General features: G+C 32.3%; 12 protein-coding genes. 4 read left to right on the top strand and 8 right to left on the bottom strand.

Features of this window, described 5'->3' with window-relative positions:
• Nucleotide 1: 1 nt before the first annotated feature.
• The 5 genes from Q0828_RS08190 to Q0828_RS08170 all read right to left on the bottom strand — a co-directional run bounded on the left by Q0828_RS08190 (nt 2) and on the right by Q0828_RS08170 (nt 7797).
• On the bottom strand, nt 2-2788 hold the full coding sequence (locus tag Q0828_RS08190) for a hypothetical protein (RefSeq protein WP_298419460.1): 2787 nt from the start codon (nt 2786-2788) through the stop codon (nt 2-4).
• 68 nt (nt 2789-2856) lie between these two features.
• On the bottom strand, nt 2857-3615 hold the full coding sequence (locus Q0828_RS08185; RefSeq protein WP_298419459.1) for an MbnP family protein: 759 nt from the start codon (nt 3613-3615) through the stop codon (nt 2857-2859).
• A 71-nt stretch (nt 3616-3686) separates the two neighbouring features.
• Nucleotides 3687-5069: a hypothetical protein gene (locus tag Q0828_RS08180; protein WP_298419458.1), complete on the bottom strand. Its 1383-nt coding sequence runs from the start codon at nt 5067-5069 to the stop codon at nt 3687-3689.
• A gap of 3 nt (nt 5070-5072) precedes the next feature.
• Nucleotides 5073-6329, bottom strand: coding sequence for a choice-of-anchor B family protein (locus Q0828_RS08175; protein ID WP_298419457.1), 1257 nt, complete (start codon nt 6327-6329; stop codon nt 5073-5075).
• 40 nt (nt 6330-6369) lie between these two features.
• On the bottom strand, nt 6370-7797 hold the full coding sequence (locus Q0828_RS08170; RefSeq protein WP_298419456.1) for a choice-of-anchor B family protein: 1428 nt from the start codon (nt 7795-7797) through the stop codon (nt 6370-6372).
• A gap of 90 nt (nt 7798-7887) precedes the next feature.
• Here Q0828_RS08170 and thiL point away from each other — a divergent pair, with 90 nt between their 5' ends.
• Nucleotides 7888-8940, top strand: coding sequence for a thiamine-phosphate kinase (gene thiL, locus Q0828_RS08165; protein WP_298419455.1), 1053 nt, complete (start codon nt 7888-7890; stop codon nt 8938-8940).
• A 7-nt stretch (nt 8941-8947) separates the two neighbouring features.
• Here the strand turns inward: thiL and Q0828_RS08160 are convergent, their stop codons facing one another.
• From Q0828_RS08160 to Q0828_RS08150, 3 genes are all read right to left on the bottom strand, one after another.
• The gene (locus Q0828_RS08160; protein ID WP_298419454.1) at nt 8948-9361 is read right to left on the bottom strand and encodes a hypothetical protein; all 414 of its coding nucleotides are present in this window, start codon (nt 9359-9361) and stop codon (nt 8948-8950) included.
• A 430-nt stretch (nt 9362-9791) separates the two neighbouring features.
• Nucleotides 9792-10022: a hypothetical protein gene (locus Q0828_RS08155; protein WP_298419453.1), complete on the bottom strand. Its 231-nt coding sequence runs from the start codon at nt 10020-10022 to the stop codon at nt 9792-9794.
• Nucleotides 10023-10246: 224 nt separating this feature from the next.
• Nucleotides 10247-11029: an alpha/beta hydrolase gene (locus tag Q0828_RS08150; protein ID WP_298419452.1), complete on the bottom strand. Its 783-nt coding sequence runs from the start codon at nt 11027-11029 to the stop codon at nt 10247-10249.
• 48 nt (nt 11030-11077) lie between these two features.
• Here Q0828_RS08150 and Q0828_RS08145 point away from each other — a divergent pair, with 48 nt between their 5' ends.
• From Q0828_RS08145 to Q0828_RS08135, 3 genes are all read left to right on the top strand, one after another.
• On the top strand, nt 11078-11650 hold the full coding sequence (locus tag Q0828_RS08145; RefSeq protein WP_298419451.1) for a hypothetical protein: 573 nt from the start codon (nt 11078-11080) through the stop codon (nt 11648-11650).
• A complete protein-coding gene (brnQ, locus tag Q0828_RS08140; RefSeq protein WP_298419450.1) occupies nt 11637-12929 on the top strand; it encodes a branched-chain amino acid transport system II carrier protein in 1293 nt (430 codons plus the stop codon). Before Q0828_RS08145 ends, brnQ begins: the two co-directional genes overlap by 14 nt.
• A gap of 219 nt (nt 12930-13148) precedes the next feature.
• Nucleotides 13149-14270: an AbiH family protein gene (locus Q0828_RS08135; RefSeq protein ID WP_298419449.1), complete on the top strand. Its 1122-nt coding sequence runs from the start codon at nt 13149-13151 to the stop codon at nt 14268-14270.
• Nucleotides 14271-14277: the final 7 nt, after the last annotated feature.

Raw genomic sequence — 14277 nt, 5'->3', positions numbered from 1 at the left:
ATTATTTATTTTGATTGTTCAATTCTTCTTTTAAATCTAGTGTGAAGATGTAAAATACGCCGTCTTCTTTTTTAATTTTCATATCAGCTTTTATCATTTCCATACGTTTTTTAATGTTTTCAAGTCCATTTCCTTGTGATGAGGTTATTTCATCAAATCCAATTCCATTATCCTGAATTTGGATTGTAAATAAATGATCTTCTAAATACGCTTTTAAGGTTACAGTATTGGCTTTTGAATGTTTGATAATGTTTGCTAATATTTCTTTGTATGCTAAAATGATGTTTCGGCTTTTTACATAAGAAATGTCAATAGGAATGATGTCAATTTCAAGATATAAAAAGTCTATTTCATCAAAGAGATAGAAGAAATTTTCGCCGTAATCTCTTAAGTATTTACACAAGCTTTCAATGTTGTTGTTATTTGGATTTAACGACCAAACAAAGTCTTTTGCGGTATGATAAATTTCTTTAGAAAGTTCTGATATTTTGTCAATTTTAGGCGATTTTACTTTTTCACTATGTTTTAAATTGTTTGATAATCCAATAACAGAAGCAATTTTGTTTCCGATTTCATCGTGGAAGTCGCGCGCAATTTCTTCACGAAGGTTTTCTACTTTGTGTTCTAGGAAAATTCGTTTATTAATTTCGTTTGATAAGGTTTCGTTTCTGCGTTTAATCACGCGCAAGCGATACCATGAAAATCCTAGCAATAGCATCGTAATCAATCCAAAAATAAAGATTTTGATAACGGTGATTTGATACCATTTTGGCGAAATAGCAAACTCAAATGTTTTTGGAACTGACCATTCACTATTGATACGTTTTCCACGAAAAGAAATAATGTAGTTTCCTGGTTTTAAATTGCTCATTTCTAAATGGTAACCTCGTAGTTTTTTCCACTCGGAATCATTTACTTTATATTCAAAAAGCATGGCAGCTGTAAAATGACTTGTACTACTTTTTATTCCAAAAGAAGCATCGTCATTATGAATCATTTTTTTGTGAATTTCTATTTTTGGAGGAATGGTAACATCTAATAAATCAGGATTAAATTTCATGATTCCGTTTCCGGAAATCATCCAAATGATCCCTTTTGAATCTTGATAGAAAGAAGCAATGTTATCTGAATTTGTGCCATTTTTAGTGTTGAAATGATAATTGAATTCGTCTGTTAAAACCCAAAAACCTTTATTTGTTCCAAAATAGATTCGATCATTTGTATCTACAAAAGTTTCGTTGATATAGATGTTTTCCTCTGTAAAAAGTACTGGAAATACTTTGTTGTTTTTATAGGTGTACGCTTCATAAGGTGTAGTAATAATTAATTGGTTTTTATGCGGTATAATTTTTCTAATTACGCGTTGATGAAAACTTTTTTCTAAGATTGTATCTCGTACGCGTTCCCATAAATCTATGTCATTTCTAATGAATTTTCGAATACCATTTTGTGTACCTAAATAAACTTCATCGTTGAATAAGGTACCAGTATTTATTTTTTTATCTTTCTTATTATAATCAATACAGTAGATGTTTTCATGTTCGTTGTTATGAAATCGACTGAACCAATATTTTGAGTAAAATAGTGTGTCTTTTTCAATAGCATATAAAAAATTATCAACTCTACAATTACTAATTTTTTCAAGTTTATTGTTGTACAAACTATCATGAGATGAAAAGTATCGTTCTCCTTTAAATTTAAAAATAGTATTAAGTCTGAAAGGATTTTTTTGACGTATAAATGTATCTTTTTCTTGAAGTATATATGAAATGTTTTCAGTAGCAAAAACCATCTTACCTTCTTTATTTTCATAGCTGAATTTAGGAATCGGAATTTGATAGTCTGTTTTATGATACGATTTGATAAGTGAAGGAAATATTTTGTAAAATCCATCACCATATACAGCAACATAAATGGTTTGCTGATCTACAAAAATATCACTGATTCCGTTTTTTATGGTTAAGATAGATTCAACATTTGTAATTTTTGAATAGGTCTTGTCAAAAGTGAGTAAATACAAGCTGTTGTGTTCTTCACGATGATTAAGTTGAACTAATATTTGTTGCTTTTTATAAGGTGTAATTCGTTTTATCTTATTCGGTTTCTCAAAATGATATACTGTTTTTTGACTAGGATTTGATTTTGAAATCCAAGTTAGATTTCCTTCTAAATCGCCATAAAAAATATAACCGTCAATACTATTAATAGTTTCTATAAATGTATTGAGTTCGTGTGGAAACTCTTGCTGTTTTTCGCCTTCCCAATTGTATGCTGAAATGTTTTTATCTTCACTAATGTATATGGACGAATCATCAATGGCAACTCGTCTTGTTTTATTAATCTCACTAAAAAAAAGTAAAGTGTCAATTTGAGATTTTTCATTAAAAGCCAACAGAGACATCCGTTGGTATATATTGAAAATTAGACTTTTGTTTTTGCTTTTTAGAATTCGGTTGATGCGTTCTGGGTATATTATTTCAAGTTGTTTACCATCTTTCGCTATAACTCCATCTAACCATGAGGCTATGTGTAGAATGCTGTCATTTGTGTTGAGTAAAGAAACAGGATATCGGATTCTTTTTTTATTAAGAATTTTAAAGTTTTCCCCATCAAAAGTAGCCAATCCACCATCAGTTGCTATGTAAATCTCGTTTTGAAACTTTTCAATAGCAAACGTATAGTTATCAGGTAAGCCGTCTTCCAAATTGAAATGTTGCTTTGTCCAATATTGTGCATTTAAGACAAAACAGCTGAATAGAAGAATACCGAATAGTATGATTTTTTTCACCTAAGGAAACATTAGTTTCCTTAAAAATAGTGATTAAGTAGTATAGGTAGTACTACAAAATGTAGTATTTATTGTGCATCAAAAGCACTTTCCATGTTTTTAGCAATTTTTGGAGCATTTACAGGATCAACTTGAATGTCGCTTGTGTCTTCTAGTTTTATTTGATTAGTTGCATCAATAATGTTTGCAACAAAAACATCTACGTTTACATTGGCAGTATTTCCAGTAGCAACTGTAACTGAATTCCCAAGTGGAAGAGTTATAAATTTATAATTGTCAAGATTTGTACCATGACTTCCTACATGAATGACAAATGGATTTTCTGTGCCACCAAGTGGTGTAAATGTTCCTTCAAATTTGATAAATTTGTAACCTGCCGCCCAATTCCATAACATACCTGCTGCTTCTGCTTGTGGTATAAAATTCATCACGCCGCCATCTAGTGGATATTTTGATTGATCAACACCGATACCAAAAGAAACATGCGTATAATTTCCAACAGGAATTCCTGTTAGGCTTAATGTTAAACTGCTAGCATCTTCTTCATTAATTACAAAGTATGAATCTGCTTTTGGGTATTCGAAAATAGTTCCATTATCTTGCGTTAGTGTTATGTTTGATATAATATATTTTAACTCGTTGGTTAACACAGTTTCGTTATTTTGATTTACAAAAGTAGATGTGCTTAAGTTTAAATCTTGACTAGCCGAAATTCTGTTGTCAAATGTAAGCTCCATTGCTGAAGTTTGATTCGTATTATTATCGTCACTACACGATAATGTAAACAACGATAATATGCAGGTAAGTAAATATGCAATCTTTTTCATTTTCTTTTTTCTTTTATGAATGCTGTCAAATGGAATTCATCTGAAACATAACGAGTTGATTTTGGCTTCCTCTATTTTATTTTTATGATTAATGCATCTTTGATTCCTTTATTTGTGGAAATATCAATGTCATCGCTTTGCGTGTTTCCTACTACGACTAGTTTTTTATCACTTGTTTCTATGATTCCATATGCAAAATCGAGTTGTGAACCACCAAAGTTTTTCTCCCAAGTAAGATTTCCGTTCTCACTGATTTTAATAACCCAAAAGTCATTTTGACCATGATTGGAGCTCACATCTGTATTATTACTTTTAGCGCTTCCTACAATGGCAAATCCACCATCTTGAATGCGTGTAATTGCACGAGCAGATTCAAAGTCAGTTCCACCATACGTACGTTCCCAAAGTAATGAACCATCTGTATCACTAATTTTGATAACCCAAAAATCTGAAGAACCTTTTAGGTTTGTAATATCTCCATCGGAACTTCTTGTGTCACCCGCAACAACATAGTTTCCGTCTGTCGTTTTGACAATATCATAGCCAATATCAATTCCAGAACCTCCATATGATTTTTGCCAAATCAAATCACCTGTATTACTAAGTTTTACTACCCAAAAATCATAACTTCCTTGGCTACTTGTTACATCAAAATCATCACTTTCAGAAGAACCAGCTATAATAAAGTTATTGTCGTCTGTTTCCAAAGAGCTATATGATCTATCATTGTTAGTTCCTCCAAAATAACGACTCCAAACAATAGCTCCGCTAGCATCAAGTTTGTGACACCAAAACTCACCAACACCATGTTCAGGATTTCCAAAACCTCCATTTGGTCTTCCAAAATCTCCTTGTCCGCCAGAAGCCGTAACATCTAAAAAACCAGTGGTAAAGTAACCGCCGTCGTTTGTTTGAATAATATCAAATGCTTGATCGCTTCCAGAGAAACCAAAATTTTGTTCCCATTGAATAGTTCCGCTTGCGTCTAATTTTACAACCCATTGATCATAAAAACCACTGTTTGCACTTACATCTTCATCATCGCTTCTGCTGTAACCAGTAATGATAAATCCGCCATCTGTCGTTGTTTTGATAGCTTGTCCACGATCATCTGCACTTCCGCCATAGGTTTTTGACCAAATAATATTTCCGTCTGAATCTAAACGCGTTACCCAATAATCATTTTGTTCAGAAGTATGATCTGTAATGTCTCCATTGATACTTTTGGTAAAGCCAACAATAGCATAACCGCCGTCTGCTGTCATTGTAATGTCTTGCGCTGTATCTTCTTGTGTTCCGCCAATTGTTTTTAACCATTCAATTTCCCCTAAAAAACCAACAGGATCTGGTGTTTCTTCAGGTGGAGTTGTATCATCAGATGAACAACTCGATATGGCAATTATCGCGAAAGCTAAAAAACATAAATAGTGTATATGTAGTATGTGTTTTTTCATAAATTAGTCAGTACTTTTTCGAATAATAAATAATCCTGAGTTGATATCACTTAAAATGATATTTCCACTTTCAAAGTATGGGTATACGTTCCAGAGACCACTAAAAGTAGCACTGTTATTAACTGGAAAGGTATCAAAATAACCAACTTCCTGTATTTGATTAGAACCAATATTTGAAATGTCTAAGATACGCACTCCAGCTGTGTAGTTTGCCAAAAAGAAATTATCTCCTTTAGTGTATCCATTATGATCAATTGCAGGTGTTGGACCTGTATAGGTCATAGAAACTGTTGGATTGTCTAAGTCCGATAAGTCAAACACGATACTTCTAGAACTAAATCCAGAATTGATTTCATCTAATTCATCACCTACTATAAAATATCGTTGATCTTCTGTAAACCAACCTTGATGTGTGTAGCCAATGTCTGCATAATCAATGGTAGATATTTGAGTTGGATTATTTTTGTTTGTAATATCAATGATAACAACTTCATTGGTGTTGCTGCCAATTAAAATTTCTTTTCCAAGATGCTCAGTATCGGGCCCATTATAAGTAACTACTTGTGCATCGTGTGAGTATGCATCATTTGGATAGCCGCCAGCGGCAACTGGGTTTGTAGGGTTTTGAATATTTATAAAATGTGGTCCACCATTAAAAGAAGGAAATACATCGTTTAATGTCATTGCACCAACAGCATATGCAAACCCTGTATTTTCATTGATGACAATATTATGTGCGCTTCCAAAACCAGTGTACAAAGCATCTGCAGTAAACGTTTGTGGCGGATTGGTAACATCTCGCAAACGTGTTAAATCGAATACTTGCATTCCGTGACCTGGTGCTTCACTCACAATGAAAGCGTGATTTTGATATACTTTTATATCTCTCCAATTACTAGGATCTGTTGCTGTTGGAAGGTTTCCTAATAGAATAGGATTAACAGGATCGGATATGTCTATAAATGACGAATTTGTATCCGTTCCTATGAGCGCATATTCTTTTCCTGTTTGTGGATCTGTCCAGCCCCAAGAATCATTTCCTCTATTACCGCCTAATGTAAATAAATCGACTCTACCTAATAGATCATATCCTTCACAAGGAAAGATGCCAGCAAATCCATTTTCACACAAAACAATACCTGGAAAGATATCGCCATTACTAGCTGGTGGAGCAACATTTGTAAAAGGATCATCTGGAGAACATGCTCCAAAGCCTATTGTGATAACAACTGTGATTATGAATAATTTGAAATTTTTCACATGTTTTGTTTTTTAGTGTTTTAGTAGCTCAATAAATCTCTTATTTTACAACTAATTTCTGAGAGGTTGCATCATTTATTTTTATAACATACATGCCAGTAGGTAATTTTTTAACTGGTAATTGAAACTGAGTTTCATTCATGTTGATATTTTCTAGGACTTTTTTTCCTATAAGATCAAAAACTTCAATTTTGTTGATAGTATTATTTTTTCCTGCTTTAATTAGCGTAAAACTAGAAGCTGGATTAGGGTACATTGTAAAATCGAACGTTTCTATTTCACTTGTATTGAGCGTGCCACTTTCTCTTATGATAAAAAGACCTCGGTCTGTATCACTTATAATAATATTTCCACTAGCAAAATATGGATATGCTGTCCAAGCGCCAAAGAATGTTGTGTTGTTAGAATCAGGATGTGTATCAAAAAAACCAATTTCTGTAACATTGGACGGATTGGAAATATCTAATACGCGTACGCCAGCTGTATAATTTGCTTGGTAAAGTTTGTTGCCTTTTGTGTAGTAATTATGATCAATAGCATTTGAGTCTCCTGTAAACGTTGTTACAAAACTAGGATTATCTAAGTTGGCAAAATCAAATACCAAACCTCTTGTTGAGTATCCAAAGTCAATTTCATCTGTTTCATCTCCTAAATAAAAATAACGATGATCATCTGAAAGCCAACCTTGATGTGTATAGCCAACATCCGTATAATCAATTCTTGACAATCGAGTTACAGAAGTTTTATTAGACACATCTAAAATTACAATTTCATTTTCATTACTAGCAATCATGATTTCTTTTCCATTATGCTCGGTATCTGGACCATTATATATTACAATTTGTGCATCATGCGTGTAGCCATCTGTAGCATAGCCACCAGCACTTACTGGATTTGCAGGATCTGCCAAATTTACAAAGTGAGGTCCGCCACTAAATGTGTCACATCCCACTAAATAAGCAAAACCAGTATCTTCATTGATTGCGATATTGTGGCAACTTCCAACATCTGTTAGTATTTTATCTGGAACAAATGTTTCTGGTGGATTGGATACGTTTCGCAATCGTGTTAAATCGAATACTTGCATTCCGTGATTTCCAACATTGTCTGCCACTATGTAGGCATAATTGTTATATACTTTTATATCTCTCCAAAAATTGACACCTGCGTTTGTTGGAATGTTTCCCAAGTAAATTGGAGTTACAGGATCGGTAACATCAACAAAACAAGTTTTATCTTCAAATGTAATAAGTGCATATTCTTTATTAGTAGTAGTGTCTGTCCATCCCCAAATATCACTTCCATCTTCGTTGCTAAATGTAGATTTTGGTAAGTTTGACATTAAATCATATCCATCACATGGAAATGATCCTGCAAAACCTCCATCACATGGGACAATTTGGGCAATTGAAGGGGAAATCATAATAAGAGCAAGAACAAAGAGTAGGTTTCGTGCAATAGGTGTCATTTTTTTGGCTAATTTTGCATTTTTAAAGGATCGAGGCTAGAAAAACTGCCTGCAAAATACAATTTTTAACTTAATTAATACCACTGTAACATGTTAAAAGACAAAGGAGAACAGCGAACATCATTAGCTAGTTTAGGAGAGTTTGGCTTGATAGACCATTTGACAGCAAATTTTACAATTACGCAAAACTCTACAGTGAAAGGAATAGGAGATGATGCTGCAGTGTTAGATTTTAAATCAAAAAAAGTAGTGGTTTCTACTGATTTATTGGTTGAAGGCGTGCATTTTGATTTGAGCTATATGCCTTTAAAGCACTTAGGTTACAAGGCTGTTGTTGTAAATTTATCTGATATTTATGCAATGAATGCGACGGCAACGCAAGTGACTATTTCTATTGCGGTTTCTAATCGTTTTCCATTGGAAGCTTTGGAAGAATTGTATGCAGGAATTCAATTGGCGGCTAAGATTTATAATGTTGATGTTATTGGTGGTGATACGACTTCTTCAACAACAGGATTACTACTTAGTGTAACTGCAATTGGTGAAATTGATGAAGAGAAAATTACTTATAGAAATGGCGCTAAAGACAATGATTTATTAGTAGTAAGCGGTGATGTTGGTGGTGCATTTTTAGGATTGAAAGTATTGCAACGTGAAAAATCTGTATTTGAGGTAAACCCGAATAATCAACCAGATTTAGATATGTATTCATATATTATTGAACGACAATTAAAACCTGAAGCTCGAAAAGATATTCCAAAATTATTGAATGATTTAGGAGTGCAACCTACTTCGATGATTGATTTAAGTGATGGTTTATCGTCTGAAATTATGCATTTGTGTAAGCAATCTGCGGTTGGATGTAACTTGTATGAAGATAAAATTCCGCTTGATCCGCAAGTGATTTCAACTTGCGAAGAATTTAAATTGGATAGTACCATGGTTGCGTTAAGTGGAGGAGAAGATTATGAATTATTATTCACAGTTAGTCAAGAAGATTTTCCTAAAATAAAAGCAAATCCAAACCTTAGCATAATTGGACATATGACACCAGCCAATGAAGGAATTCATTTAGTAACAAGAGCAAATACTAAAATTCCATTAAAAGCGCAAGGTTGGAATGCAATGGATGAGCAAGAGTAATGTAATGTTATTGCTTTTGTAATTTTTCGAAATACTTATCTCTGTAAAAGCTATTGATGTCTTCTTCAATAGTGTCACCATCCTTTTTGATATAATATACAATATCTGATTGTGGTCTTTTTATAATAGAATCGCCAATGGATAGTTGATAATAGATAGATTGATGAATTTTTTTCTGAGTTTTATCATTCATAAGAACGATTCTAATTCCTCTACCTGTCTGCTCTTCATACATATTTGTAATTACTCCTGAGTAGGAGGCATTGTGGATTTTTAAATATTCGTCCTCGATATAATCAGTTGAATTATTTCTAAAATAAATCATGACAGCTAAAATTAGAAACATAGGGATAAATACCATCGCCAACGTTTTCCGAATAGTCTGATCTTGTGTGACAAGTTCTTCAGGTTTTAAACTCATATAGAAAGTTACTTAGAATACGCGCAAAATATACATATTTTAACTGTAACCAAACGATTGTGGTATGGTTATAGTATAAAATAAAATGGAGAATGTATGAACCTCTTTCTATTTTCCTTTGATAAAGCACATTGAATTTGTTTGACTATAACAAAGCTGTTAACGCTAAAAAAATGGGAATAAAATACAGCTAAAGTTTTGCAAATGATTCAATTGTAGATTACTATCTCTTAAGATATTTTTCAGACTAAAGTATACTATTTATAGGTATCTAAATTACGTATACTTCGTATATAACCAAGATTTGCTGTTTAGTTTTCTTATGGGTTTTGACATTATAAAAACCGCGTGGAGATTTATGTCAACGATGTTGCAAAATATACTTTTTAGATAAAATTATACCAAAGGAAAAAAATGAAAGAGTTACAACTTAAAAAGCATGATTCTTCTTTTTGTGAAAAGAAGTCAATGTTCTATTAATGTCTCTAAGTTGAGGTGTTAATGAGGTAAGTTTTCCTTTATCATCATTAGTAGCTTCACAATTGCACAACATGCATTGATATTCGTTAACATGTGAAGTGATTTTTTTAGTAACTCTGTAACGGTGACCGAAAATATTACAATATAATTTTCCGAGCGAAAAAGTAGTTTTAATACTCATGTTATTATCCATGGCTGTAAGTAGGTTAAGTAGTTTTTTTGGGCACAACTAAGATATGTAAATGTTCTTGTTTATCCGATGAAAAGATTGATTTTTTAGATGAAATGCACTTTTTTACAAGTAAAACAATATTTTAAAGGATTAATTCTTTATAAAATATTTTAAAATTCTTAATCAATAAAAAGGTTTTTTCTTACTTAGGATGAAATTGTTTTGAAGAAGACTTAATTTCGGACAAATAAATGAAGTGCATATATCAATTCTTCTTTATTTTCAATATGACTCATATGTCCATCAGGTAAAATATCAACAATTACTTCTGAATTTTTTGTTTGATCAATTAAATCATCAAAAACTAAAATAGGATCGTGTTTTCCTATGATCATCATTTTCTTGTATGGAGAAAAATGCAATAATACTTCACGATCTTCTCTAATTTTCATGCCTTCTAATGCTGCCACAATTCCTTGAAGTGAAATTGTTAAAGCTTCTTTTTTGACAGCCTTGATATTTTCTGCAAAGATTTTACGGTTTTTTGGACGGAATAAATTTGTAATTGCAATGCGGATAAATTGTTTATGATTGTATTTTACGGCTTTAATTGCACGATCACGGTTTACTTTTCGTTCAGCACTATCAGCTCTAGCGGTTGAATTTATCAAACACAAGGCTTTTACATAATCTGGATACATTTCGGCGAAAGCCAACGCAACATAACCGCCCATAGAATGTCCCGCAAGATGCAGTTTACGTAAACGCAAAGTTGACAAAACTGCAAAAACAGCTTCTGCCATTTCTTCCATCGTATGAATATAGCCAATACAACCTGTTTTTCCATGACCTAGCAAATCTATAGTGATGACTTTGTGCGTTTTAGAAAACACATTTACATAGTCATTCCACATAGAACTTGTTTCCAAAAAACCATGTAATAGTACCAATGCATTTCCTTCACCCGAAACGGTATATCCAATTTCTATATTTTTATACGTCACAAACTGTTGCATGTCGCAAAAATATGTATCTTTCGTTAGCTATAAAACCTGAATCTAAAAATGTTTTCATCTCCTTTTAAAAAACTATCAAATGCTGCAGAAAAGAAATTGCTAATTCTGGCAATTACTACTTTTTTATTAGCAGGTACTTGTATGGTACAATTTGATGTGTTGTTGAAAACTGTAGAAGCTCCTTTGGGAATAATCTCGTTTGAACTTGCAAGAACAGTTGATAGTGCCGATGCCATTATAACATCCTGGCAAGCAGTTGATGGTGCAATGAAATCTGCCGAATGGAGTTTGTGGTTCGACTATATTTTCATCATAACCTATGTGTTTTTATTATGCTTGCTAATTCATAAAGTGATGAAGCTTGCTTGGCCAAACAAAGAAAGTCAGGCATATCGTTTAGGAACTGTTCTAATCCGAATGGTGATTTTTGCAGGTGTGTTGGACATGGTTGAAAATTTTGCGTTGTTACAAATATTCTATGATGGAATACAAGCGCATTGGACTAATTTAGCTTTTGTAACTGCTTTACTTAAATTCATAAAACTTGCATTAGGAATTTTATATCTATTAGTGAGTTACCTCATATATCTACTTAAAAAAAATACTCGTGTCAGAAAATAAAGAACTCTTTGTAACTGCTTTTGCCTTGTTTTCTATGTTCTTTGGAGCAGGAAATCTATTATTGCCACCATTATTAGGATATCAAGCAACGGATCAATGGTTTTGGGTTACACTCGGATTTATAGTAACAGCAGTAGTTATTCCAATCTTTGGAATTTTAGCACATGCACGTTTACAAGGTTCGATGTATGATTTTGGAAAAAAAGTATCTCCGCTCTTTAGTAGTGTATTTTGTATTATTATTTATGTAATTTCTGTGGCAATTCCATCTCCTAGAACGGCAGCAGCTACACACGAAATTTCTATATTTCCCAACTTTGGAACAAGTGCTTTATTAACAAGTACAATATACTTTGCATTGGTATTAGTTTTTGTGTTGAATAGATCAAAGATTCTCAATTTTATTGGAAAATTCTTAACACCATTAATTGTATTAATCCTAGTAGCAATTATCAGTATTGGTTTATCGATGCCACATGCTGACCTTACTGCTGCAAGTTTAAATATGTCACCTATCGTAATTGGTTTAAAAGAAGGTTATCAAACTTTTGATGCAATTGGTGCAATCGTTATTGGTGGTGTTATCATCATTTCGTTAAACTTAAAAGGACACGATTCTTTTGAAGAAAAGAAAAAACTCATAGCAAAATCAGGTTGGATTGCTGGTTTTGGATTGTTCGCTATCTATGCAGGATTGATAATTCTAGGGTCGTATTTCAGTAGTGAAGTTGCTCTTGAATCTACCATGAGTGGCGATATGAAACGTGCTACGTTATTACGTGGGATTAGTTTGGCAACCCTAGGAAACATTGGAACTGCCTTTTTAAGTGTATTGGTAGCGTTGGCATGTTTTACAACTGCTGTCGGAATCACTACAGGAACCTCAGATTATTTCAAAAGTTTATTTAATAATTCACAACAAGCATACATAATCACAGCAATTGTTGCATGTTTGATAGGAATTTTAGTTGGACAATTAGACTTTCATTATATTATTATTGTAGCAATTCCTGTATTGAAATTCATTTATCCAATTGCAATAGTATTGATCTTTTTAAATGTAATATCTCAAAAGCTAGCAACTCCGTTAGCATTTAGAGTCGTGGTTTTAGTCACTTTTATCTTTGGAGTGTTGGATATGTTTGCGCATTTCTTTCCAGAAAACGTATTCTTAAAAACACTTCGTGAAGTTATTCCGTTAGGAACCCTAGATTTTGCTTGGGTTTTGCCTTCTGTTTTAGCGTTTATTGGTGTTGTGGCGTATCAGCGAAGTAGGTAATTTAGATTGCTATGCTTTTTTAGATTGTCGGTCACACTTGGCTTTGGTATGGCTGTGTTGTTAGCACATAAATTTTAGTGCTTTAAAATAAAATTCTTACAGATTTTACTTAATTTACAAAATCAATACTTTTTCTTTTGTTTCGTGCTTGTCACATTGAGCGCAGTCGAAATGTTGGGCATGCAAAGAAAATGAAAGTTGTAATTAAATTATGTAAATATGAACAAACTCATTATAGCTGGAAACGGTTTTGACTTAGCACACGGATTGCCAACTTCGTACAACCATTTTATAGATGCTTTTTGGCGTAATTTGAAGAAGAATAAAAGAGACAGGTTGGTTAGTAAAGTAGTGTATGTTGATTCATATTATGATGGTTTTTTTGATGAACAAACTATAAGTAATTTTGATGATTTTAGATTCAGTATCATTAAATATATGAATAAGAATAATTATAATAGAGAAGATCACAAAACGTATATTGTGTCTATAAAAGATACTAATACAGGTTTTCTAAAAGAGATAGAGCTATTCAAATTTAAGAGTGAGTTTTTTAAAAAGTTAAATGAAATAAAATCTATTCAAAACTGGGTAGATGTAGAAGATGAATACTATAAAGAGTTAAAATATATATGTAAAGATGTAAATTTAAGTATTAGACAGAAAAGAGAGAAAGTATTAAAATTAAATGATGAGTTTGATCAAGTCAAAAAATTATTAAGATCCTATTTAAAAAACAATGTGATGAAAAGATATGATTTTAATTATGAAAATAATCCTAATTGTTCAGAATTCAATGAAGTATTAAAAACATCTCTTAATGAACAAATAAGAATTATTAACTTTAATTACACTTCGACTTTTCAGAAGTATTTTAATCCTAATTATAAGTATCAGAATATTAAATTAACACATATCCACGGGAAACTAGTAAAGGGTATGAATTTCGGTTTTGGAGACGAAATGGACGATGATTATAAGTTGATTGAGAATATAAATGATAATGAATATTTACGGTATTTTAAATCGTTTCAATATGTGCAAAACTCCAATTATAAAGATGTATTACGGTATATAGATTCTGAAAAGTTTCAAGTCATTATCATGGGACATTCTTGTGGTTTGTCAGATAGAACCTTGTTGAATACTATTTTTGAACACGATAATTGCCGTTCCATAAAAGTCTTTTATCATAGAAAGTATGATGGAACTGATAACTATACAGAAATTATTCAAAATATTTCCAGACATTTTAATGATAAGAAACTCATGCGTACTAAAATCGTAGAGAAAACCTTGTGTGAACCCATGCCACAGATTAAGTTGCCGAAGAAGGAGTAAAGTTATC

This window comes from uncultured Kordia sp. (assembly GCF_947496985.1).
GTDB lineage: Bacteria > Bacteroidota > Bacteroidia > Flavobacteriales > Flavobacteriaceae > Kordia.
The sequence above is the reverse complement of the archived record's forward strand: the minus strand, read 5'-3'. Positions and strand labels throughout refer to the sequence as shown.

Bases quoted from the DNA above. Each gene is read 5' to 3' on its own strand.
- Q0828_RS08185 (WP_298419459.1), bottom strand. From the start codon at position 3,615: ATGAAAAAGATTGCATATTTACTTACCTGCATATTATCGTTGTTTACA.
- Q0828_RS08180 (WP_298419458.1), bottom strand. From the start codon at position 5,069: ATGAAAAAACACATACTACATATACACTATTTATGTTTTTTAGCTTTC.
- Q0828_RS08170 (WP_298419456.1), bottom strand. From the start codon at position 7,797: ATGACACCTATTGCACGAAACCTACTCTTTGTTCTTGCTCTTATTATG.
- thiL (WP_298419455.1), top strand. From the start codon at position 7,888: ATGTTAAAAGACAAAGGAGAACAGCGAACATCATTAGCTAGTTTAGGA.
- Q0828_RS08160 (WP_298419454.1), bottom strand. From the start codon at position 9,361: ATGAGTTTAAAACCTGAAGAACTTGTCACACAAGATCAGACTATTCGG.
- Q0828_RS08155 (WP_298419453.1), bottom strand. From the start codon at position 10,022: ATGAGTATTAAAACTACTTTTTCGCTCGGAAAATTATATTGTAATATT.
- Q0828_RS08150 (WP_298419452.1), bottom strand. From the start codon at position 11,029: ATGCAACAGTTTGTGACGTATAAAAATATAGAAATTGGATATACCGTT.
- Q0828_RS08145 (WP_298419451.1), top strand. From the start codon at position 11,078: ATGTTTTCATCTCCTTTTAAAAAACTATCAAATGCTGCAGAAAAGAAA.
- Q0828_RS08135 (WP_298419449.1), top strand. From the start codon at position 13,149: ATGAACAAACTCATTATAGCTGGAAACGGTTTTGACTTAGCACACGGA.